Source organism: Streptomyces sp. GL_141, from assembly GCF_057834385.1.
Map to the genome: position 1 here is coordinate 274,445 of NZ_CM174402.1, position 22,852 is coordinate 297,296.

At 71.9% G+C, this 22,852-nt stretch carries 17 protein-coding genes and 1 pseudogene; 8 read left to right on the plus strand and 10 right to left on the minus strand.

Translation table 11 applies throughout. From position 1 onward, the window contains the following. Positions 1-32: 32 nt before the first annotated feature. The 3 genes and pseudogenes from AC3IX6_RS01180 to AC3IX6_RS01190 form a co-directional block, all read right to left on the minus strand. A complete protein-coding gene (locus AC3IX6_RS01180; RefSeq protein ID WP_489368285.1) occupies positions 33-617 on the minus strand; it encodes a TetR/AcrR family transcriptional regulator in 585 nt (194 codons plus the stop codon). A 55-nt stretch (positions 618-672) separates the two neighbouring features. Continuing rightward, positions 673-972, minus strand: coding sequence for a hypothetical protein (locus AC3IX6_RS01185; protein WP_489368286.1), 300 nt, complete (start codon positions 970-972; stop codon positions 673-675). Positions 973-1,217: 245 nt separating this feature from the next. Beyond that, positions 1,218-1,685: pseudogene (locus AC3IX6_RS01190) on the minus strand (alpha-amylase family glycosyl hydrolase); the annotation flags it as partial. Between the two features lie 135 nt (positions 1,686-1,820). Here AC3IX6_RS01190 and AC3IX6_RS01195 point away from each other — a divergent pair. After that, entirely contained in the window at positions 1,821-3,386 is a 1,566-nt protein-coding gene (locus tag AC3IX6_RS01195) for an oleate hydratase (protein WP_489368287.1), read from the plus strand. A 110-nt stretch (positions 3,387-3,496) separates the two neighbouring features. Beyond that, positions 3,497-3,982: a peroxiredoxin gene (locus AC3IX6_RS01200; RefSeq protein WP_489368288.1), complete on the plus strand. Its 486-nt coding sequence runs from the start codon at positions 3,497-3,499 to the stop codon at positions 3,980-3,982. Between the two features lie 229 nt (positions 3,983-4,211). On the opposite strand, the gene AC3IX6_RS01205 is transcribed toward AC3IX6_RS01200, so the two are convergent. From AC3IX6_RS01205 to AC3IX6_RS01215, 3 genes are all read right to left on the minus strand, one after another. Continuing rightward, positions 4,212-4,592, minus strand: coding sequence for a hypothetical protein (locus tag AC3IX6_RS01205; RefSeq protein ID WP_489368289.1), 381 nt, complete (start codon positions 4,590-4,592; stop codon positions 4,212-4,214). Positions 4,593-4,949: 357 nt separating this feature from the next. Further along, positions 4,950-5,867: a MurR/RpiR family transcriptional regulator gene (locus tag AC3IX6_RS01210; RefSeq protein ID WP_489368290.1), complete on the minus strand. Its 918-nt coding sequence runs from the start codon at positions 5,865-5,867 to the stop codon at positions 4,950-4,952. 143 nt (positions 5,868-6,010) lie between these two features. After that, positions 6,011-7,324: a M14 family zinc carboxypeptidase gene (locus AC3IX6_RS01215; RefSeq protein ID WP_489371704.1), complete on the minus strand. Its 1,314-nt coding sequence runs from the start codon at positions 7,322-7,324 to the stop codon at positions 6,011-6,013. A 339-nt stretch (positions 7,325-7,663) separates the two neighbouring features. Here AC3IX6_RS01215 and AC3IX6_RS01220 point away from each other — a divergent pair, with 339 nt between their 5' ends. Next, positions 7,664-8,479 carry a bestrophin-like domain gene (locus tag AC3IX6_RS01220; RefSeq protein ID WP_489368291.1) on the plus strand — a complete coding sequence of 272 codons (816 nt, stop codon included), beginning with the start codon at positions 7,664-7,666 and terminating at the stop codon, positions 8,477-8,479. A gap of 16 nt (positions 8,480-8,495) precedes the next feature. Here the strand turns inward: AC3IX6_RS01220 and AC3IX6_RS01225 are convergent, their stop codons facing one another. From AC3IX6_RS01225 to AC3IX6_RS01240, 4 genes are all read right to left on the minus strand, one after another. Further along, positions 8,496-10,772, minus strand: coding sequence for a HelD family protein (locus tag AC3IX6_RS01225; RefSeq protein ID WP_489368292.1), 2,277 nt, complete (start codon positions 10,770-10,772; stop codon positions 8,496-8,498). Between the two features lie 171 nt (positions 10,773-10,943). Beyond that, entirely contained in the window at positions 10,944-11,699 is a 756-nt protein-coding gene (locus AC3IX6_RS01230; RefSeq protein ID WP_489368293.1) for a carbonic anhydrase, read from the minus strand. 206 nt (positions 11,700-11,905) lie between these two features. Beyond that, positions 11,906-12,964, minus strand: a complete 1,059-nt coding sequence (locus tag AC3IX6_RS01235; protein ID WP_489368294.1) for a DNA polymerase Y family protein — start codon at positions 12,962-12,964, stop codon at positions 11,906-11,908. Next, positions 12,961-16,629: a DNA polymerase III subunit alpha gene (locus AC3IX6_RS01240; RefSeq protein WP_489368295.1), complete on the minus strand. Its 3,669-nt coding sequence runs from the start codon at positions 16,627-16,629 to the stop codon at positions 12,961-12,963. Before AC3IX6_RS01240 ends, AC3IX6_RS01235 begins: the two co-directional genes overlap by 4 nt. An 851-nt stretch (positions 16,630-17,480) precedes the next feature. Between AC3IX6_RS01240 and AC3IX6_RS01245 the strand changes: the two genes are divergently transcribed. From AC3IX6_RS01245 to AC3IX6_RS01265, 5 genes are all read left to right on the plus strand, one after another. After that, complete coding sequence (locus tag AC3IX6_RS01245; RefSeq protein WP_489368296.1) at positions 17,481-17,825, plus strand: hypothetical protein; 345 nt, start codon at positions 17,481-17,483, stop codon at positions 17,823-17,825. Positions 17,826-17,954: 129 nt separating this feature from the next. Then, positions 17,955-18,635, plus strand: coding sequence for an ABC transporter ATP-binding protein (locus tag AC3IX6_RS01250; protein ID WP_489368297.1), 681 nt, complete (start codon positions 17,955-17,957; stop codon positions 18,633-18,635). After that, a complete protein-coding gene (locus AC3IX6_RS01255; RefSeq protein ID WP_489368298.1) occupies positions 18,632-20,836 on the plus strand; it encodes an ABC transporter permease in 2,205 nt (734 codons plus the stop codon). The genes AC3IX6_RS01250 and AC3IX6_RS01255 overlap by 4 nt, the downstream gene beginning before the upstream one ends. Before the next feature lie 200 nt (positions 20,837-21,036). Further along, positions 21,037-21,831 carry a hypothetical protein gene (locus AC3IX6_RS01260; protein WP_489368299.1) on the plus strand — a complete coding sequence of 265 codons (795 nt, stop codon included), beginning with the start codon at positions 21,037-21,039 and terminating at the stop codon, positions 21,829-21,831. Positions 21,832-22,115: 284 nt separating this feature from the next. After that, positions 22,116-22,748, plus strand: coding sequence for a YwqG family protein (locus AC3IX6_RS01265; protein WP_489368300.1), 633 nt, complete (start codon positions 22,116-22,118; stop codon positions 22,746-22,748). Positions 22,749-22,852: the final 104 nt, after the last annotated feature.

The window sequence follows — 22,852 nt, forward strand, 5'->3', positions numbered from 1 at the left end:
CCGAAGGGAGGCGCCGTGCAGTCGTGCGACGGTCAGTCGAGCAGGGTCAGGGCCTGTTCCGCGGCGGCCCGCACCCGGGCCGGGTCCTGCGAGGCCTTGCCCACGACGCGCATGCCCTGCATCAGGACCAGCAGCATGCTGGCCAGCGTGCGCGGATCGCGGTCCGCGGGCAGTTCGCCCTGGGCCTGGGCCCGGGTCAGCGCCGAGTGCAGCAGGGTCTCGATGTGGTTCCAGCTGGCTTCGACCTTGCGGGCCGCCGCCGGATCGTGCGCACCGAGCTCCGCGGCCGTGTTGGTCACGAAGCAGCCGTTCTGCCGCAGGTCACCGGCGCTCGACTCGGCGGCGAAGCGGCGTACCACCGTACGCACGGCCGGCAGCGCGGGCCCCGGCTGGGACAGCTCGCGCAGCAGGCTGGGGTCGCGGTACTCGCCGTAGCGGTCCAGCGCCTTCAGGTAGAGCTCGCGCTTGTTCCCGAAGGTGGCGTACATGCTGGCTCGCCCGATGCCGAGCGCCTCGACGAGGTCCGCCATCGACGTCGCCTCGTAGCCGCGCCGCCAGAACAGCTCCAGAGCCGACTGCAGCGCGGCGTCCGGATCGAATTCCTTGGTCCTGGCCACATCCCGTACTCTACGAGATACTGGAACGGTCAGTCAAGTAATCCGTTCGGTGCGTTCAGATGGCCCGGGTCTCCCCCGCCGGGTGGGCGCTCAGCTCGACCACCTCGACGCAGCGCCGGAGCTTGGCCTGGGCGCGGGGCGATTCGGCCACCGGGACCACGATCTCGCACAGCGCGAGCCCGCCGCCGTCGGCGGCCCGGAAGGACAGCGTCCTGACGGACAGGTTGTTGAGGAGCGCGGAGATGCGGGTGAGGGCGTGGCCGCCGTCCCGGACGGTGATGGTCAGCGTGTGGCAGGCGGTGTCGCCGGTGCGCACGGCGTCGTCGACGGCGGGGAGAACATCGCTGCGGGTCATGAGAGGTGGGCTCCTGTCCTGGGGCGGAGGTGCGTGGTCCCGGAAAACAAGAAGACCCCTCGCGGATGCGAGAGGTCTGCGTGCGGGCGGTGGGCTGCTGGGGTGGTCTCAGTTCAGCTCCGGGCCGGCACGCCGGCGCTAATCTTCTGCTGGCGCATGCGGAAGAGTCTGGCACGCCGCCGCCGACATGTGACACCACATCTCACGATGCGGATGGCCCGCGCCTTGGGCCCCGACGGTCACCCGGGCTGGGGCAGCCAGGGGGCGGACGGCTCGGCCGGGGCGCCCTCGGCGGCCGGGGCGGAGAAGCCGAGGGAGGGTCCGCCGGGCTCCCACGGCAAGGGGACGCGGCAGCCGTCGCGTCCCCGGTCGGTCCCCCCGGAGCGGACGAAGGTCGGGTCCTGGAGGACCTCGTCGGGCAGGTCCTGGACCTCGGGCAGGCCGAGTTCGTCGCCCTGGTAGATGTAGACGCCGCCGGGCAGGGCCAGGGAGACGAGGGCCGCGGCGCGGCCCCGGCGGCGGCCGAGTCCGGCGTCGCCGGGGTCGAGGAGCCGCTTGTCGCCCATGTCGAAGGAGGTGTCGGCCCGTCCGTAGCGGGTGACGTGGCGGATCGTGTCGTGGTTGGAGAGCACCCAGGTGGGCGGGGCGCCGACCGGTTCGTGCGAGGCGAGCGTGGCATCGACGACCCTCCGCAGGGCTCCGGAGTCCCAGGGCTACCAGCAGGGTGCGCAACCCGCCCGCCCGCCCAATGGCGCACCCCGGTCGCGACCCGCCGTGGGGGGTGGTGGCCTGGGTGGGTGACCGTACGGCCGACCGGGGCCCGTGCGGCCAGGGCGAGGAGACACATCGTGGCCAAGGCCTATCTGGTGGGTGCCGGCATCGCTTCCCTGTCGGCGGCAGCGCTGCTGATCAGGGAGGGCGGGTTCGCGGGCTCGGACATCACGATCCTGGAGGCCCAAGGCCGCACCGGCGGAAGCCTGGACGCCGCGGGCGACCCCGAGAACGGCTACACCATGCGCGGCGGCCGGATGTTCGAGCTGCACTTCGAGTGCACGTACGACCTGCTGCGCTCCATCCCCTCACTGGACGCGCCGGACACCTCGGTCACCGAGGACACCTTCGCCTTCCACGAGGACTTCGCCTGGAACGACAAGGCCCGCCTGGTCGACTCCGCCGGCCGGCGGGTCGACACCCGTTCCATGGGGTTCTCCGAGCGCGACCGCCTGGACCTGATCGCGTGCGTGGCCTCCCCCGAGTCCCGGCTCGACGGCAAGCGCATCTCCGACTGCTTCACCCCCGAGTTCTTCACCACCAACTTCTGGTACATGTGGTGCACGACCTTCGCCTTCGAGCCCTGGCACTCGGCGATCGAGTTCCGGCGCTACCTCAACCGGTTCGTGCACCTCTTCAAGACCTTCGACACCATGTCGGGCATCTACCGCACCCGTTTCAACCAGTACGACTCGATCGTGCGCCCGCTCCAGAGCTGGCTGCGGAGCAACGGCGTCGTGTTCACGATGAACACCACCGTCACCGACGTGGAGCTGGCCGACGGTGAGGGCACCACCGTCACCGCCCTCGCCTGCTTGCAGGAGGGCGCGGCCCTGCGGATCCCCGTCGCCGACGGGGACCTGGTCTTCGTCACCAACGGATCGATGACCGCGAACTCCACCCTGGGATCCACCGACACCCCCGCCGTACTGGACACCTCCGCCCCGGACGCTTCGTGGGGCCTGTGGCAGACCCTGGCGGCCAAGCGCCCCCACCTGGGCGACCCTTCGGTCTTCGACTCCTCCGTCTCGGACTCCACCTGGGGCTCCTTCACCGTCACCACCCAGGACCCCACCTTCTTCAAGGCCATGGAGGAGTTCTCCGGCAGCGAGGCCGGCAAGGGCGGTCTGATCACCTTCAAGGACTCCGGCTGGCTGCTGACCATCGTCCTCAACCACCAGCCGCACTTCCACGAGCAGCCCGAGGGCACCTACGTCTGGTGGGGGTACGCCCTGTTCCCGGACAAGGCCGGCGACCACGTGGGCAAGACGATGGCCGAGTGCACGGGCCGCGAGATCCTCACCGAGGTGCTCGGACACCTGCGCCTGGAGCAGAGCGAACAGATCCTCGAGTCCTCGGTCGTCGTTCCGGCCCTGATGCCGTACATCACCAGCCAGTTCCTGGTGCGCAAGGCCGGCGACCGGCCCGAGGTCGTCCCGGAGGGCTCCACCAACCTGGCCTTCATCGGCCAGTACGCCGAGGTCCCCGACGACGTGGTGTTCACCGTCGAGTACTCGGTGCGCACCGCGTGGACCGCCGTGGCCCGGCTGCTGCACCTGGACCGGCAGCCGCCGCCGGTCTACAAGGGCGGCCACGATCCGAAGGTGCTCCTCGAAGCCCTGCACACGATGCACCGCCGCTGAGCCGCGGTCGCGCCCGCCGTCCCCCACCCCCGGTACCGGCCACCGGGCAGCGACACGGCGGGCGCGACCGGGTACCGTACGCCCCTCGACGACAGAGAGGTGCGGCCATCGTGACCCGAATCCCGGACGTGGGCGATCTGGTGGGCGATTTCTCGCTCCCCGGCGGCCGGCTCAGCGAGGACGTGTTCGTCCGCGGGCAGTACTCACTCGGCGAGCAGCGCGGGAACCCGGTGGTTCTCGCCTTCTACCCCGGCGACAACACCCCAGTCTGCACCACGCAGTTGTGCTCCTACTCGGACGGACTGGAGTCGCTCTCCGCGTGCGGTGCCCAGGTGTGGGGCATCAGCCCGCAGGGCGTCGACAGCCACGAGGCCTTCGCCCGGAGCCGCGGCCTGCGGATGCCGCTGCTGGCCGACACCGACCGCGAGGTGGCCCGCGCCTTCGGGATCACGGCTCCCGTCATCGGTCTGCGCCGGGCGGTCTTCGTCATCGCGCCGGACGGCACCCTGCACTGGAAGCACGTCGGGACCCTGGGCATGAGGTTCCCCTCCGCGGACACCATCGCGGAGCAGCTCGTCGGTGTCGCCACCGGCTGACCTCCCGGGCGCGGCGGGGAAGGGCGGGAGGCGCCGGAGATCACGCCGGGGCCCGGGTCCCCGGCCGTCCGGCGCAGGAGCCTGACGAACGGGGACCGCCGACCCGTGATCAGTTGTTGGAGCCCACCGTGTTGTTGAGGCCCGCGTTGAACACGTCGTCGGCGGCGAACTGGAGCCAGTCGCCGAAGACGATGGCGACGCGGGCCAGGCAAGATCCGAAAGAGACGGCCTAACGCCCGCGGGCCGCGCTCGAAGCGAGGGCCTCGCCGACGAGGCGGATGGCGCGGGCCAGCCGGGAGAGCTGCTGGAGCTCGGCGGCGTACATCCTGATCGAGGTCTCGATGACCCCCTCGGCCACGCCGAGGGAGGGGAGCTGGGCCCGGCCGGTTTCCAGGGCCACCCGCACGGCCCGCATCTCGTGCTGGACCTGCAGCTGGGCGTGGCGCGCGAGGAGTACGGGGCTCCGGGTCAGGGTCGCGTAGCCGGCGTAGCGGGCCGGAAGGAGATCGCGCAGCCAGTGGGTGGCCGTGCGTTCCCAGTCGTGGCTCCCGGGCTTCTTCACCTGCTGGGGCCAGTCCTGACTGTGGGTGGTGGGAGCCGTCTGAGACATTCCTGCCGCTTCCACGAGGTGTCGAACGCCGATGGAGAACGTATGGCGCGGCCTCGGCCCAGGGGTTGGCCGAGGCCGCAGAGGAGCTGCGGGATCCGAAAGCCGGACGGGACACCTGGCGTCACGTGAGGAGGAGAAACGTCACGTCGGGTGTCTGTTCTAGGACGGTGTGGGGACACCTTCCTTGGCATCTTGACGGATGACCGCGCCGCCATCAGTAAACATATATACCGCCGAGTAAGCAAGAGTATGAAAATATTCATGTGCAAGGGTGGCGTGAATATGGCACCTCATGCCACTTCGTAGCCCTTGTCCGCAGTTCTTGTTCGCAGCCCTCTTCGTGGCACTCTTCGTGGCCTAGAGGAAGAAGCCGTGCTGGTCCGCGGCCTGCTCGTAGCTCTCCAGCCGGGCCTGCGTCCGCTCGGGATCCGCGTCCGCCATCGCCTGGAGCAGCGCCGCGGACAGGACGCCCGGCGCCGCGTAGGAGTCGAAGACCAGCCGCGAACCGGTCCCGGCCGTCAGCGCCACATCGGCCTCGTCCACCAGCGGTCCCAGCGTCCGGTCCGTGATCAGCGCGATCCGCAGCCCCGCTCCGCGGGCCACCCGCAGCGCCGCGAGGGTCTCCTTGGCGTGCCGGGGCATCGCGAAGGCCAGGACCCAGCTGCCGCCCGCCGCCCGGGCCTGCAGCAGCGCGTCGGAGGCGACGCTGCCGCCGCCGGTGACCAGCCGCACGTCGGGGTGGATCCGGCGGGCCGCGTAGGCGAAGTACTCCGCCAGCGAGACGGAGATCCGCAGCCCGAGGACCGTCAGCGGCACCGACCGGGCCAGCTCGCGTCCGATGTCGAGCACCTGGTCGGTGTCGGCCAGCAGCTGACGGACGGTGCGCAGGTTCTCGATCTCGGCGTCGACGGCCGCCTGCAGTTCGTTGCGCCGGGTCTGTTCGGGGCTGTCCGGGGCGCCGGCCACCGCGCTGAGCGCGATCGGCTGGAGCACGTCGCGCAGGGCCGGATATCCGCTGAAGCCGAGGGCCGAGGCGAAGCGGGTCACGGAGGGCTGGCTCACGCCGGCCCGCTCCGCGAGCTCGGTGATCGAGAGGAACGCCGCCTCGGTGAGGTGGTCGACGAGGTACTGGGCGATCCGGCGCTGCCCCGGTGAGAGCGCGTGCCCGTCGAAAAGGGCCCGGACCCGGTCGGCCGGGGCCCGCTCGTGGTCGACCGCCTGCCCGCTCGGCGTGATCGCTGCCGCCTGTGCGCGCGCCTGCTGCCCCGATGACACCGGCGGTCCTCCCTTTCGTGCCGCTCCGTGATCCCAACATAGCTCACGGCATCCGGCTGACCAGCGCGCTTCCCCCCGCAGCCGGCGTCGGGGACGTCCCCGGTGGCCTCGGATGCGCGGCATCGACCCCGACTGACGGATCGTCAGCATCCCTGCACGGGCTGCCCTGTTGTGATCCGGTGCGGGGCCCGGCCGTCGAGAAGGAGCACCGCCAGGGCCCGCAGGGGCTGACTCAGCGGAACGAACGCGCCGCCGTCGTCGGCGGGTACGGCCCGTACGCCGTGCAGGGCCAGGCGCTCGCCCGTCCCGGCGTACTGGGCCGGGGTGAGCCGGTAGCCGCAGGGCGGGTCGGCGAGGATCTCGCCGTCGGTCGCGGGGGCGTTGTCCGCGCCGGCCAGCGGGACCGGACCCCGTGCGCTCCCCGCCGCCCGGCGGGCCCCGTCCGAGGCTGTTGCCAGGGGGCCCGTACGGGTGGAGAGGTAGGCGAACAGGCCTTTCAAGGCGGCTAGTTGGGAGCTGACCCGGCGGCGGTGATTGACGGACGCGTCGGCCCTCTCCGCATGCCCGGCCGCGCCCGCGGGTGCTTCGATGCGGCTTTCGATCAGCAGCGCGACCGCGTGCTTCACGCCCGCCGTGTTGCGCAGGATCCGCTCCTGGCCGTCGCCCGCGGACTGCCCGACCGGGGCTCCGGTCACGGGGTCGGTGCGGATGCCGTAGGTCCCCGTGGAGTGGCCGGCCGCGCGGGCCGCCCCGCGTACGTACGCGGCGGACAGGAGGCGGGACTCCGCGTACACCGCCGGGTCGGTGTTGAGGTTGCGCGGCCAGAGGTCGAAGAGGTCCTTGTCGTACGTCCCCGGCGTCGACCGGTACTCGTGCAGGTCGTACACGAGGTGCGGCCGGTGATCGCGCAGCACCGCGGCCATCGCCCGCGCCTCGGGCGAGACCAGGGCCATGTGGTCGCGGTTGATGTCGGTGCCCTCGGCGTTGGAGCGGGTGCCGGCCGCCCGCCCGTCCGGGTTGGCCGTCGGGACCACGAGCAGGGTGACGGTCTCCAGGAGGCGCCGGGCCGCCGCGTCCCGGGCGTGGGCGAGGTCCCGTACGGTGCTCAGGCACGCCTCGCGCCCCGCCGGTTCGTCTCCGTGCTGGCCGCACACCAGCAGGACGGTGAGGGGCCCCCGCCCCAGGCTCACCAGGCGCAGCGGGCGGCCCCGTACGGTGGTGCCGATGGTCCGGACGGTTGTCCGGGTAGCTGTCCGGGCGGTGGCGCGCTCGCCGTGCCGGCCGAGCGCGTGGAGCAGGTCCCGCTCCTGGGACTCGGTGGTCCAGTGCGCTCCGTACGTGGCCTCGAAGCCGGTACGGGGCGCCCCTTCGGCCGCCCGCACCGGGCCGGGGGCCAGCGCCGTCGCGAGCACGGCCGCCAGGGTCGCGGCGAGCGCGGACAGGCCGCGCGCCCTCATCTTCTCGTTCACCCCCCGGTTCTAGCGGGCCCCGGACCCCGGCCGCAGGGATCCGCTCGCGAACTCACCCGGGTGGCCGGGCGAGTTCCTCCGGTACGGGACCCCCCTTCCTCCGGTACGGGACACCGCGCCTCTGCCGAACGGCACTACGGCCGCACTCGTGCGGGTGGCGTTCGGGCGCTGCGGGCGCCGCGGGCGCGGCCCGAGCGGGCCGGACACGAGGATCACGGAAGCGCGACCCGACCGGAGGGAGAGCTTGGTGCGATACGTGACGGGTCCGCCCGGAACCGCGGCCGCGGAGGCCGCGCCTCCCCGGGATGCGGCGCGGGAGCCCGGCCGGTGACGGTCACCCTCCTCGTCGCCTTGCTCGCCCTGGCCGCGGGGATCGCCGCGAACCGGTTCCTGCGCCCCCGGCTGATGGGTGGCGACGACGCCGACGGCATGGGCGTGCGCGACCTCATCGGGCCCTTGCTGACCCTGACGATCCTGATCCTCGCGTTCATGCTCGTCACCGCCTCCAGCTCCAACGGACGGGCCGACGACGCCGCGCGGGCGGAGGCGCACGCACTGGACCACCTCGCGGAGGTGGCGGACTACGCTCCCCCTGCGCCGCGGCAGCGGCTGCGCGGTGACGCCGTCTGCTACGCGCGGGCCGTCGAGCACAAGGAATGGCCCGCCATGGCCGGGGGGAAGGGTTCCCCGGCCCCCAGCGTGTGGAGCAGGGACTTCCGCGCGACCTTCAAGGAACTGGGCACGAGCAGTCCCACCTTCGGCATGCTGGTCGCCGCGGACGACCAGCGGTCCCTGGGACGGCAGGCCAGGATGGCCGAGTCCGCTCCGACCATCCCGGGCCTGATCTACTGGTTCATGCTGGTGAACCTCGCCGTGACCGTGGTCGGCCTCGGCCTGTGCCTGCCCCGCAAGGACAACAAGGGGCCGCTCAGCGCCCTGGTCGTCGTCACCGTGCTGCTGACCACGACCCTGCTCATCATCCGGGACGTGGACCGTCCCTTCGGCGGTGTGATCGTGGTGGAACCCGTACAGATGGCGGAGGTCGGGAAGGAGTCGCTCCGGGACTTCCTGGCCGACTACCCGGCGGACCGGCTCCCGTGCGACGAACAGGGCCTGGCCAGGCCGCCGGGGGGCGGCGCGTAGTTCCCGGACCGCCCGCCTACGGCTGTTCGTCCAGCCCCTGCGGCAGCCGGCCCGTGTGGAGCACCCCGAGGGTCTGGGTCGCGCGCGTCAGGGCGACGTAGAGGTCACTGGGCTCGTGGTCCGCCGGCTCCACGACGATCACCGTGTCGAACTCCAGGCCCTTGGCCTGCCGCGGCGCGAGCAGGACCACCGGGCGGGTGAGGTCGGGCTCCTCCCCCGCCCGCACGCCGGGCAGCGCGGCCGCCAGCGCCTCGTGCAGCGGGCGCGGGGCGATCACCGCGAGGCGTCCCTCGGCCGGCGCGCCCTCCCGTACCGCGTCGGCCACCGCCGCGGCCAGGTCGCCGGTCCGTGCCACCCAGGGCCGCCGCCCCGTGGAACGGACCGAGCTCGGCGGCTCGAAGCCCGGGTGGCGGGCCCGGAGCACGGCTGCCGCCAGCTCCATGATCTCGGCGGGCGTGCGGTAGTTGACGGCGAGGCGCACCAGCTCCCAGCGGTCTTCCACGTAGGGCGCCAGGATCTGCTGCCAGGAACCGCAGCCGGCCTCGTCGCCGGTCTGGGCCGGGTCGCCCACCAGCGTCATGGAACGGGTCGGGCAGCGCCTCATGAGCAGCCGCCAGGCCATGGCGGACAGTTCCTGCGCCTCGTCGACGATGACGTGCCCGAAGGCCCAGGTGCGGTCGGCGGCGGCCCGTTCGGCCGCGCTGCGGTGGTCGGCCTCCTCCTGCCGCTCCGCCATCCGCTCGGCGTCGATGATGTCGTGGGCCGCGAGGAACTCGTTCTCCGTGTCCTCGAACTCGTACGACTCCGATCCGGCCGACAGGTCCAGGACGCCCTGCGCGTACGCGACGCGTTCGAGGCGCTCGCGCTCCTCGGCGGCGCGCCGCGCGGTGTCGTCGACTCCTAGCAGTTCGGCGGCCTCGTCGAGCAGCGGGACGTCGGCCGGGGTCCAGTCCGCCTCGCCCGTCGTCGTACGCCGGATCAGCTCGGCCTCCCGCTCGGGGAGGTACGCGGGCTCGGCGAGGTAGTCGGCGATCAGCTGCCGGGGCGTGAGCGGGGGCCACAGCGTGTCGATGGCCGCGTGGACATCGGCGCTGGTCGCGATCTCCTTGCCCAGCTGGGCGATGTCGTCGGGGCCGAGCAGGTTGGGGCCGCCGTAGGGGTCGGCGCCGAGCCGGTCGGCGAGCTGTTCGGTGAGCGCGTCGATGATCCGGAAGGCGAAGTACGGGCGGGCCAGGTTGTGCGGCAGTCCGGTGGCGCGGGCCCGGTCCCGGGCCTCGTGGGCCATGGTCCGGTCGAGCAGCAGCGTCCCGTAGTCGTCGTGGTCGATCTCCAGGGCCGGTTCGGGGACCACGTCGGCGTCCTCGCCGCTGCCCGCGGGCACGGTCTCCGGGAGCGCCTGCCGGTCGCTCACGACACGGGCGAGGATCCCGGCCATCTCCGCGCGCCCCTTGACGGCGGCGGCGCCGGGGCGGTCCGCGGCGGTGGCGCGCACGCCGGGGAACAGCTCGCCCGGGGTGGCGAGCAGCACCCCGGTCTCGCCGAGGGCCGGCAGGACCTGGCCGATGTAGCCGAGGAAGGCCGGGTTCGGCCCGACGATCAGCACGCCGCGCTTGGCGAGCAGCTCGCGGTGGGCGTAGAGCAGGTAGGCGGCGCGGTGCAGGGCCACGGCGGTCTTGCCGGTGCCCGGGCCGCCCTCCACCACGAGGATGCCGCGGTGGGTGGAGCGGATGATGCGGTCCTGTTCGGCCTGGATGGTCCGCACGATGTCGTGCATCCGGCCGGTGCGGGCGGCGTCGAGCGCGGAGAGCAGCACGGCGTCCGCGTCGGCCCCTTCGTGACCGGTGCGTTCGGTGTCGGCGAGGTCGAGGATCTCGTCGTGCAGGGCGGTGACCTCGCGGCCCCGGGTGGTGATGTGGCGGCGTCGGCGCAATCCCATGGGGGAATGCCCGGTCGCGAGATAGAACGGGCGTGCGACATCGGCCCGCCAATCGAGGACGAGGGGGGTGCGTTCCCGGTCGTCCTGCCTGATTCCAATGCGGCCGATGTGGTGGTCCGAGCCGTCGGAGAACTCCAGCCGCCCGAAACACAGGCCGCTTTCGCCCGAGTTCAGAGCGGAAAGCAGGCCGGACTGTTCAGCGACCACGATGTCCCGTTCCAGTCGCGCCTGGAACCCGCCGCCGGCCTCGCCGAGTGCACCCCGCACGGCACGTTCGGCCTGCTCCCGCAGGTCGTCGAGGCGTGCGTAGAGATCCGTGATGAATTGCTGTTCATTCCGGAATTCTTCGGTTGACAATTCCACTCCTGACGCGGTACGGTGTCCCCATAAGCTTCTTCACATCTCGACCCATGCCTAGATGTGAAACATCAAATATACGCAGACAAACACCCCGGCCGTCAATCGGTCCGGGGTGTTTTTGCGTGACGGCGACGATATGGGAACGGTATTGCCCGGCGTGCCCGGCGATTACTCGGTGCGCAGCATGCGGACCTTCTGGTCGACCAGGTCGTAGCGGGCGACCGCGACGGCGAGCCGGCCGGTGGCTATCCTGCGGGCCAGGTCCGGCTCCGCCGCCAGCAGGCCCCGGGTCCGGCGCGCGTGGGTGTCGATGGTGGCGGCGACCCGGGCCTCGCCGTGCTGGCCGTGGTCGATGGAGGGCCGGATCTGCTCCGCCAGGTACTGGATGTGCGCAGGCAGCCGGGTACCCGTCTCATCGGCGTGCACCGCGGCGCCGACGGCCCCGCACGACTGGTGGGCGAGGACCAGGACCAGGGGGACGTCGAGCTCCAGGACCCCGTACGCGATGCTGCCGAGCACCGCCTCGTCCAGTACCTCGCCCGCCGCGCGGACGGTCAGCAGGTCGCCGAGCCCCTGGTCGAAGACGAGCTCCGGCGGCACCCGGGAGTCGACGCAGCCCAGCACGATCGCGAACGGGTGCTGCTCCCGCGCCACTTGGAGGCGTACGGAACGCGATTCGTGCGGGTGCTGCTGGCGGTACGCCGCCCAGCGCCGGTTGCCGGCCGCCAGGCGGCGCAGCGCCTCCTCCGGACTCCGGGGACGGGACCCGTCCACGGCTTCGGCGGAGGCCTCGGAGGCGGAGGCCGGGAAAACGGAACCGAGTCCGAGGACGGACCCGGCGGCCGCGGTGCCGGCCAGGGCGGTGCGCAGGAGGACGCGACGACTGGGCGAACTGGCGGAAGGCGTCTGTATGTTCGAGGACATTCGGGGACGTTAACCCCGCACCGGCCCGCCGCGGCCGCTCCCGGACGGAAATGGCGGGTTCCTCCCGGAGCCCGGCTCGATCGGGACGGCGCAGTTGTACGGAACGCCTGCCGGCCGCAGTGCCGACCGGCACTTTGCTCCAAACCCGTCGGTACCGCGCGGCGTCCGCCCCGGCGTGGCTGCGGAGGGAGCCGGCGGGCGCGGGGCTACGGCTTGCGGGCGGCGAGGGTTGCCGGTTTGACCGCGTCGGGGCCGTAGCGGGCCCGGGCCCGGTCGGCGGCCGCCTCGACGGCGAGGGCCCGGTCGTCGGCCGGGTCGAGGCTGAGCTGGCGCCGGGCCTCGGAGGCGGGGCGCAGGGCTTCGGCACGGAGGTCGAGGGAGCGTACGCGGGCCCGTTGGAGACCGAGGAGACCGTAGAGCTCGTAGGCGGCGCCGGCGAGGGGGCCGGTGTGGTGGGTGGGTTCGGTCAGGGTGCGGGTGCGGCTGGTCGTGGTGCGGTCGGCGTAGCGGACGGTGAGGGTGAGGCCGGCGGCCACCTGCTCCTCGTCGCGGAGCCGGGCACCGAGCCGGTGGGCGAGGTCGAGCAGGGCCCGGCGGTGCCGGTCCGGGTCGAGGCAGTCGGCCTCGAAGGGGTGGTGGGTGGTCAGGGACTTGGGGACGGGGCGGGCCTCGACCGGACGGAGGTCCTCGCCCTGGGCGTGGGCGTGCAGGGCCCGGCCGGTGGCCGAGCCGAAGATCCTGGTCAGGGTGGGCAGGGGTGCGTCGGCGAGGTCTCCGATCGTGTGCAGCCCGTACGCGGCCAGGGTGGCGGCGGTGGCCGGGCCGACTCCGTAGAGCGCCGCGACGGGCCGCGGGCGCAGCCAGGCGGTGACCTCCCCCTCGGTGAGGACGGTGGTGGCGCCGAGTGGGGTGAGGGCGGCGGTCATCGTGGCGAGCATGCGGTTGGGTGCGATCGCGCAGGTCGTCCGCACGCCGTGCAGTCCGACGGTCCGCATCCGCAGGACGGCCGCCAGGGCCTCGGCGTCGCGCTGCCAGTAGCGCAGGGCCCCGGTGATGTCGAGGTGGGCGGCGTCGGGCGGGACCGGCTGGACCCGGGGGGTGATGTCGGCCGCCATGTCGAGGAGTTGGGCGTAGAGGCCGGTGGCCGCGGCGGGGCCGGGGCCCGCGCCGGTACCCGTACCGGGATCCGTACGCGGGTCCGCGCCGGGGTAGGCCCCGTAGGGGAAGTGGAACTGGGCGTGGAGGATCTGCTGCGTGGTGATCACCCCGCCGAGCCGGGGCTGGTGTAGCCGAGGGACTTGAGGTCGGCGGCGCGGGTGCCCGAGGGCTGGAGGTCCGCGTACGGGTGGAGGCGGGCTCCGCTGGTGCCGTTGGCGAGGGTGCGCGGCCGGGCGGCGCCCTGGGCGGGCGTGGGGGCCGGATCGGCGCGGCCGAGCAGGGCGAGTGCGGCTTCGGGGCCCTGGTCGCGGCGGGCGGCCGCGATCTCCTCGAGGTTCCAGACCATCTGGCCGACCACGGTGCGGCGCGGTCCGCGGGCCTCGACGGTGCCGCGGACCAGGAGCAGACCGGAGTGGAAGACCGTGTGGGCGCAGGCCGCGTGGCTGTCTTCGAAGAACGCGATGTCGACGAGGCCCCGGCCGTCTTCCAGGGTCACGAAGATGACCCTCTTGCCCGAAGGGATCGGCGGTGTCTGCGTCGAGGCGCGGACCCCGGCGACCAGGACCCGCTGCCCGGGGCGCATCGCGCCCAGGTGGGCGGAGTCGACGGCGCCGATCTCGCGGAGCAGCCGGTGGTGGTGCTCCATCAGGTGCTGGGAGACGTCGATGGACAGGACCTCGATCTCGGCGTCGAGGGCTTCGCGGCTGGTCATCTCCGGAAGCCCCGACGGTGCGGCGGTGACGAGCGCGCCGCCGAGGGCGAGTTGCCCGTCGACCGCGCGCCCCCGGGTGTGGCGGTGGAGCTCGGAGACCTGGAGGAGCAGGTCGCGGCGGGTGAGCGGGCCGCGCAGTCCGTCGAGGGCGCCGATCCGGATCAGGCGCTCGGCGGTCGGGAGCGCCGGACGGGCCCGCTCCCAGAAGTCCTGCAGCGAGCTGTAGGGCCGGCCGGCGGCGATGCGGGCCGCTTCCCCGGCGCCGGTTCCCTTCACCGTGGACAGCGCGAGCCGTACCGCCCAGGCGCCGTCCGCCGTCCGCTCCACGCGGTGGTCGGGCGCGGAGTGGTTGATGTCCACGGGGAGCACGGGCACACCGTGGCGGCGGGCGTCGGAGACGATCACCCGGGCGGGCCACATCCCGGGGTCGTGCTCCAGCAGCCCGGCGTAGAGGGCCGCGGGATGGTGGGCCTTGAGCCAGGCCGACTGGAGGGCGGGCACGGCGAAGGCGACGGCGTGCGCGCGGCAGAACCCGTACGCGCCGAACGCGGCGACGATCTCCCACACCTCGTCGAGCACCTCCCGGCCGTAGCCGCGGGCGGCCGCCCGCTGCCGGAACCACGCCTCCACCCGGGGCAGCCGGTCGGGGCCCGCGAGGGCGCGGCGTGCGATCTCGCCGAGCGCCCGGTCGCAGCCGGTCATCACCGCGAAGATGTCGATGATCTGCTCGTGCCAGATGGTCACGCCGTAGGTGTCGGCGAGTACGGGCTCCAGATCGGGGTGGGGGTAGCGGGGAGCGGCGCCGTGGCGGGCGGCGATGTAGAGGGCGGGCATGCCGCCCTTGACCGGGCCGGGCCGGAACAGGCTGATGTCGGCGATGACGTCCTGGACCCCGCGCGGCTGGAGGCGGCCGACGAGGTCCTGCTGTCCGGGACTCTCCAGCTGGAACATGCCCACGGTCCGGGCCTGCCTGATGAGCTCGAACGCGTCGGGGTCGTCCAGCCGGACGTGGTCGGGGTTGTCGAGGTCGAGCTGGCGGCCGGTGGTGCGGCGGATCTCGGCGACGGCGTGCGCCATCGCCGACTGCATCCGTACGCCGAGCACGTCGAGCTTCACGAGCCCGAGGTCTTCCACGTCCTCCTTGTCCGCCTGGACCATCGGGTACCGCCCGCCCGGGGTGGGCTGCACCGGCAGCCGGTCCAGGAGGGCGGCGTCGGAGAGGATCACCCCGCACGGGTGCATGGCGTAGCCGCGCGGCAGGGCGTCCAGGCCCTCGGCCAGCTCCCACAGCGGGCCGTACGAGGCGGCCTCGGCGGCGAGTTCCTTCAGCTCGGGGAGCTCGGCGAGGGCGCCTTGGATGTCGCAGGCCCGGATGTGCGGGAAGGACTTGGCGATCGTGTCGACGGTCTGCGGGGGCAGGCCGAGGGCCAGGCCCGTGTCGCGCAGGGCGTGGCGGGCCCGGTAGGTCTCCGGCATCGCGGCGACGGCCACCCGCTCGGTGCCGAACCGTTCGATGATCCGGTCGTAGACCTCCAGCCGGCGGGCCGACTCCACGTCGAGGTCGATGTCGGGGAGCGAGCGGCGGCGGACGCTGAGGAAGCGTTCGAAGAGCAGGTGGTGTTCGAGGGGGTTGGCCGTGGCGATGAAGAGGGCGTGGTTGACCATGCTCCCGGCGCCGGATCCGCGGGCGGCGACCCGGATGCCCATGGCCCGGATGTCCGTGACGACCTGGGCGACCGCCAGGAAGTAGGACTCGAACCCCAGCTTCCCGATCACGCCGAGCTCGTACTCCAGCCGCCGGACCGCCTGCGGGTCCCGGTCCAGGCCGCGCGCGAACATCCCCTCCGCGCAGCGCCGCTGCAGCAGGGCGGCGGCCTCGTCCGGTCCGGGTCCGGCGCCCACCGATTGCGGCTCGGGGAAGCTGGCCCGCGCGGGTGCGCGGCCGATGCCGATGCCGAGGTCGGACACCGGGTCGACGGTGCACAGTTCCGCCGTACGTACGGTCTCCGCGAGCAGCTCCGCCGCCCGGGCCGGGTCCGAGGCGGCGCCCGAGCCGGCGCCCGGACCGGTGGCCGCGGCGATCCGCTCGGCGGCGTACGCCATCGCGTCCGGCCCCTTCAGCCAGCGCTCTCCGCAGTCCAGCCGGCGGCGGTCGATGGGGCGCAGCAGCCGGGCGGAGTCCAGGACGTCGGCGATGCGGTGCTGGGCGGGGTCGGCGTAGCGGACGGCGTTGGTGAGGACCGCCGGGACACCGAGCCGGTCGGCCAGCCCCAGGGTGCGGGCGGCCAGGCGCAGCGAACCCGGCCCGGTGCCGGGCAGCCCGTACCAGAGCACCTCCAGCCGCAGGCCCGGGCCCGCGATCTCCCGCCACGGGACGAGGAGCCGCTCGGCCAGGTCGGGCCGGCCGGCCGCGAGGGCGCGCACGGGCTCGGACATGGGGCCGAGCATGACCACCAGCCCCTGGTCCGCGTAGCGCTCCAGCACGGACCAGGACACGACGGGCGGGGCGGGGGCGGGGCCGGGGCCGGGGTCGGTTTGGGCCGCGGCCGCGGCCGCGCGGACGGCATCGACAGGGTCGACGGCCAGACGACCGGCACCTGGACCTGGACCTGGGCCTGCACCTGCACCTGCACCTGGCCCCACACCCGCACCCATACGGACGCCACCTCCAAGAACGCCACCTGCATGAGCGGCGGAGACCAGGCGGCACAGCCGGGCCCATCCGCCCGCGTCCCGCGCGAGGAGGGTGACCCGCAGAGCCGGCTCGACGACGTACGCGCCACCCCGCACGGGCGTCCGCGACCGCGCCCCGGCGGGGGCGGCGCGGCCGCCGAACCCGGCGGCGGGGGCGACGGCGACGTCGACCCCGAAGACCGGACGGACCCCTGCCCCAGCAGCCGCCTTCGCGAAGCGGACCGCCCCCGCGACGGTGTCGCGATCGGTGAGCGCAAGCGTCCCGACACCACGCTCAACGGCTCGTTTCACCAGGTCAGAGGGGTGCGAGGCGCCGTACCGGGCCGAGTAGCCACTCGCGGCATGCAGGTGCGCACCGACGCCCACGGGCCACCTCCGATCGACCGACCACCCCTTTCCAGCCACCCTGACCAGATACCACCACCGTATCGAACATAATTCGAACAGCGCGACTCCCCCGGAACGGCCGGCACCCGGCCAGGGCGGGTGAGACTTAGCGCCTCCAGTTGACCCTTTAGCACTGCAGTCGGCCTCGACGCGCGTTCCAGAGTCGAGCCACGAGATCCTGGACCCCGGTCCTTGTGGTCACGCCTCCGCTCCCTTGACGATCTCGTTTCGCCCTACGGCGTCGCCTTGGCCGCCTGCTCGACCTGGCCGCGAACTGGCGCGAGGCGGCATTCGAGATCGGCGAGTTCGCCCCGCCGGTTCCAGGACCCGCGGGGTCTTCGCCTCCCCTCCCGCCCTACACCTCGTCACCGATCCGACGGCGCCCTCGTGAACGGGCGCCCTGGGGTCGGGCCGGGGCTCCATTTCCGCGCACCGGCACCCGTCCCGCCCGGGCCCGGACCGATGCTGCTCGGCCGGCGCGAATGGAATAGGCCAGGAAGTGGATCTTCGGCTAACCTACGCAACCGGAAGTCCCGTCTGCCGCATGCCTGACCCGTGCCACTCCGGATCCTTGAACCACACCTGCAACGCGGGGGGCAACTCCACGTTTTCGGCGTGGCACTTTCCGGCCAGGCCGAGGTAACTCCCTGGCGCTGCCGCTTCGCTCTTCGGAGACTGGCGCAGCACTGCGAGAGCACCTGATGGACCTGCATGTTCGATTCGGCCTGGTCAGGGGAGACCGGGTGCATCACCTCGGACAAGAGGCAGGGTGACCGACGCTGCGCAACCTTGAACCCAGCCAGGGTTCACGTTTTGGGGAGGGAACACGTATGAACCGAAAGCAGAAGATCGTGGTGCTGACCGCCGTCGGCGCCGCTCTGTTCGCCGCTACACCGGCCATGGCCGGTGACATGTACGGGGCGAGGTCGGGTGCGGAGGCCTGGAGCCGTGGCACCAACGGACAGGTCGCGGTGAAGGACAACTGGGCGGACGGCGACGAAACCTACGCGGCCTACCACCGCCGCAACACCAGCAACCACGAGTTGCGCAACAAGAACGGTGCCGTCACCACCGTCTACGGGCCGTCGGACGCGACCAACTACGTCCGCACGCTGAAGGCATGCCAGGAAATCGACTTCCAGCCGGACGTCTGCTCGATCTGGGCCTACCGCTAATCACCCGTGGTTTGATCGGCCGTTGGTATGCCGGGGTGGCGCGTTCACCGCGCCACCCCGTATTTCGTTTTTCGTTTGAACTAGGCACGTGCAGCAAGGCTGCGAAGGCGGGGCGCTGTGGTTGAGTCAGTGTTGTCCATCAAAGGGCTGACATACGGCGTCCCCGGGCGGACCCTGTTCAGTTCGCTGGACTTGGATGTCCGACCCGGTGAATCCGTCGCTGTGATGGGACCGAGCGGCTCCGGGAAGACCACGCTCTTGTCCTGTGCCCTGGGGTTGGTTCGGCCGGCGAGTGGGACGGTCACCGTGTCCCATGTGGATATGGGCAGCCTGAAGGGTGCGGCCTTGGCCCGTCACCGGGCTGGACACATCGGCATGGTGTTCCAGTTCGGGGAGCTGCTGCCGGAGCTCTCCCCCGTCGACAACGTGGCTCTTGCGTCCTTGCTCGCCGGGACGGGCCGCAAGGAGGCGTACGGGCAGGCCCAGGCTCTGTTGACCGAGCTGGGGGTTCCGCAGGCCGAGTCCAGTGGAGATCTGTCCGGTGGAGAACGGCAGCGGACGGCCGTCGCACGGGCCGTGATCAACTCGCCGGCTCTGCTTCTCGCGGATGAGCCGACCGGTGCTCTCGATGACGCTGCCAGGGAGAAGGTCGCGGACACGCTGTTCGATATGCCGCGGCGGTACAACTGCGGCCTGCTCCTCGTGACCCATGATCCGGTCGTGGCCTTTCGGGCGGACCGTGTGCTCAGCCTGGCCGGAGGCGTTCTGGTGACGGCTGCGGATGAGGATGAGCGGGCGGCGGGCCGATGAGCCGGCATGGCCTGATCCGTCAGATGCTCCGTGTCGGTGCGGCGGCGGGCCGCCGTGCCGAAGCCGGCCGCGTGCGGTACGTGGCGCTCCTTGCCGCCACTCTGATGCTCGCCCTGGCCGTGGCCTCGTTGATCGCCACGCATGCCACGTATGAGGGCCAAGCCGTGCGGGGAGCGGCACGTACCCCTGTGTTCCAGGAGGACGTGCCCGGTAGCACTGCCAAGGCGGTGTGGAGCGTGGCCAGTGACTCGGTACCCGGCAGCGGTCCGTTCCAGGTCGTCTTCATCTCGCCGCTGTCCGGCGATGCTCCACTGCCGCCGGGCGTCTCGAGCTGGCCTCGTCCCGGCGAGGCCGTGCTGTCACCTGGGCTTCGAGATCACCCTGCGGCAACGGGCATCACCGAGCGATACGGCCGCGCCGTGGGAACCATCGGCGCCGAGGGCCTGCAATCGCCGGATGAGCTTTTTGCCTATGTCGTACCGGTGTCCGCTCCAATCGGGGACAACGTGAGGCCGATCGCGGGCTACGGGCCGGACCTCGGCCCGGTGTTCTACACCGTGGGTCAGATGGACTATGCCCAGCCCGAGTGGACGTTCCTGGTCCTGGTCGGCCTGCTCGTCCTCCTGCCGGCGGCGGTGCTGCTCACGGTGGCCGCACGGACCGGTTCGCATACGCGGGACCGCCGTACCGCGCTCGTCGAGGTCCTCGGCGCGACGCCCCGCAATCGGGCCCTGATCGTCGTGGGCGAGGCGCTCGCCCCCGTTGCCGCCGGGACCGCCCTGGCCCTGTGCGCCATCGCCGCGGCTTCGGCGGTCAACGTGCGCCTGCCCTGGACCGGCCAGGTTCTGGTGGCCGCGGATCTGCGGACCTGGTGGTGGACGTTCCCACCAGCCGCCCTCATGACAGCGGCGGTGGTGCTCGCCGTTGTCCTGCTGACGGACCGCACGGGCAAGCGCCGTACGACCGGCAATCGAATCCGGGGGGAGCGGCGATCGCCCCGGAAGTGGGCCCTGCTCTGCCCGGCATTCCTGCTGGTCGCCGTACGCGGACCGGATTTCTTCACTCCCGGTACCACCGCCTATGTCATGACCAACTGGGTGGGCGTGGCCGGAACGCTGGCCACTCTGCCTGCCGCCGTAGCCGTCACGACCGGCCTCGCAGGCACCCAACTGGCCAAGATCGGTAGACGCCACGGACGCCCTGGGCTCCTCATCGCCGGTCGCCGCGCGGCGACCCATCCGGGTCCCGTGGCGCGCATGACCGCCGGAGTGGTGGTCGCTGTCGGACTGCTGCTGCAGGTGGTCGCGTGGCAGGGGCAACTCGGCGAGAGTGCCATGGCCGCGCAGGCGACGGTGAACCGCATCGGCTCCACCGCCCTCGTCGTCCAACCGCGCGCAGCCACGGCCGGACAACTGACCACGTTCCTCGGGACGCTCCCGGGCGAGGTCGCGGTGGTCTCCTTGACCGCGGACCCGGAAGCAGGACGGCTGACGGTCACAGGCCGGTGCGACGCCCTCCAGACCCTTCAACTAGCGTGCCCATCCGCACCGTCGCCGCTCACGGAGTCACCTGCAGACCCGCGCGTGCGTGAACTGCTCGGCTGGAACGGCGGTACCCCAGGGGCCGTGCGCATTGAGCAAGGCGATCCGGTCACCTCCCTGAACGATGGGACAGGATTCACCCAGACGGTGCTCGTTTCCCGCACCTCGGCGGACCTCTCCGTACCGCAGGTCAAGCGGCAGGTGTATCAGATCTTCCCCATGGGGGCAGATGTCAGCACGATCGGAGGCGAGTGGCTCACCAGCAGCAAGGTGAACCAGCTACAGGGTCGTTGGATCTCCCTGTTCGGCCTCGTCGGCATCACCGTGCTCGCGCTCTCCTCGGGCCTCGCGGGCCTCGCCGAGTTCCTCCGCAACGGACGCGCGCTGGCACCCGTGACCACCTTGGCCGGCAACCCCCGCGTCTACTGGTCCACGGCCGCCCTCAGCATTCTGATGCCCTTGGCCCTGGCCGGCATCGGGGGCTGCCTGGTCGGTACCTGGCTCGCGTTCCCCAGGACCCAGGGAGGCGCCTCGTACATCACTGACGACATCCTCGTCTCATGCGTCACGGCCGTTGCCCTCATCGGCGTCGCGGCTTGGGTGTGGGGCGCGCTCGTGTCCGTCCGCCAGGCCGGCGCATGGCGCCCCCGCGGCGAATAGCGCAGCCGGCAGACAGCCCAGGACCCCGACGGGCGACCTCGGCGAAGAAGTACGGCTCCGCCGGCGCCTGCTGACGGCCGCAGCTTCGATCGCGCGTAGGAACTGGGCATCACGGGCGGGGTGGTGCAAGACCATTCCACGCGAACCTCGGACGCAATGACGCCTTGATCCTTTCGGTTCGGCACCTGTTCCATCAGCAGATGAACGAGGCTGCGGGCATGACGGAGCACTCCGGCTTCGGCGTGATGCTGGCCCGGTTGCTGGACCAAAGAGAGTTCAGTGTGCAGGAGCTGGCCAATCGCGCCGAGTTGACGGCAAACGCGGTCCGAGGGGTACTCGCGGGGGAAGCCCCTGGCGAGGGGATCCTCCGGCGGATCGCGCCTGTCGTGGACTTCCGTGCCGTCGATCTGTTCATCCTCGCGGGACTGACGGTCCCGGAGGACATCTCACCGTTGGATGCCGCGGCGGAGCGGTGGGCACCGTACATCGTGATGGATGCGGTACACCTACCTTCTGCCGAGCGGCATGAACTCCTGCAGCTCATCCGCTCACTGCCGCAGGAGAAACGACTTGCCGTCTTCGACGTGAAGCGGCTCGCGCCCGATGCCGGTCCAGGCGGTTGGGTCATCCGCATGCTCCAGTACCGCAATCTGGGCTGGTCGGGCATGGCGAAGGTCCTGGCAGTGGTGACGCCCACCTGCCTGTCCGCGTCCACCTACGGTGTGATCGGCGACGGCCGCAAGGAATTGACGCCCCGCTTGGTGACGGATCTCGCAGTTCTGCTGGGGATCGACGCCCGAGAACTGGCCACGCTGACGGGCGTACATCTGCGTGAGCTGCCACCGGTTCCGGCCCCGGAGGCGATGGACGCCGCCGTTCTGCTGTGGGAGGCGCGTCGCCTCTCCGCCGCCCAGGCACAGCACGTCGCCGAGCTGACGCGCTCCATGCGCGGGGACTCCGCCAGGAAGTACTTCGTCAACCTGCCCGGGTCCTGACCGGCCGGATCCCCCTGCTTGATGGCGGGCACGCCATAGCCCTCGCCGCCGAACATCCGCAGCTAGTAGCGGGCATCCTGCCACCAGACGAACCGGCCGTGCCTGAGAGAATCCGTTCCCCGGCCTTCGACGATGGACAAACAGCGTGCGTGGCTTCATACGGGGAGTGCTGGCGCTCCTCGTCCTGTCCTCCGCAGCAGCGGGTTGCACCAGTGGGAAGACAGGAAGGTCCCCCCGGGCCTGTCACAGGCGGCCATTAGCCTCTCGCCATGCAGACAGCGCTGATGATCTACGACGGCTCCGCACCAGCCGATTCCGACGTCCCGCGTACCGGGGGCGTGCCGCTGGCTCCTGCCGGATTCGCCTGGCCCCTGTGCGGCTGCGGGGGACCGCTTCAGTTCTTCGCCCATCTCCCCGTCGAGGACGGTGTCCTGTCGGTGTTCCTGTGCCAGAACGACCCCGGGGCGTGTGAGTTCTGGGACGCGAGCTCCAGCGCGAACAGGGTTCATCTGTTTTCCCGGGAGGAACTGCGGCCGGTAGCCGTGCCCGAGGCGGGACTGACGCTGCTGCCCGCCACCTCGGCCATCTGCACCCACGTCGTGACGATCGACCCCGAAGATGCCTGCGACGAGGAAGGTATCGAGGCTGACGCCTACGACCTTGCCCGCTCGGGATGGAAGCGGGAACCCGAAGAACGATTCGGGAAGCAGCGCGAAGTGCTTGGGTCACTCGGAGGCAGCCCCTCCTACCTTGAGGACGACCGCCTGCCCGTGTGTCCCTCCTGCGCCGGCGCCATGGAGTTCGCGGCACACCTGGAGGAGGGGATGACACGGGAGACCGCGATGAACCTCGGCGGTCAGCTGGGCTACGTCTTCGTCTGCCGCCCTTGTCGCGAGGGAGCCTTCCTCACGAACTGAGGGCCACCTGCGAGGGGTACTGGACGGTGACGCTGTCGCCGGTTCGAGACGCCGCAGGCGCCTCTGAGGCGGTGCCGCCCGTGCGCGGCGTTGCGCCAGAGGCG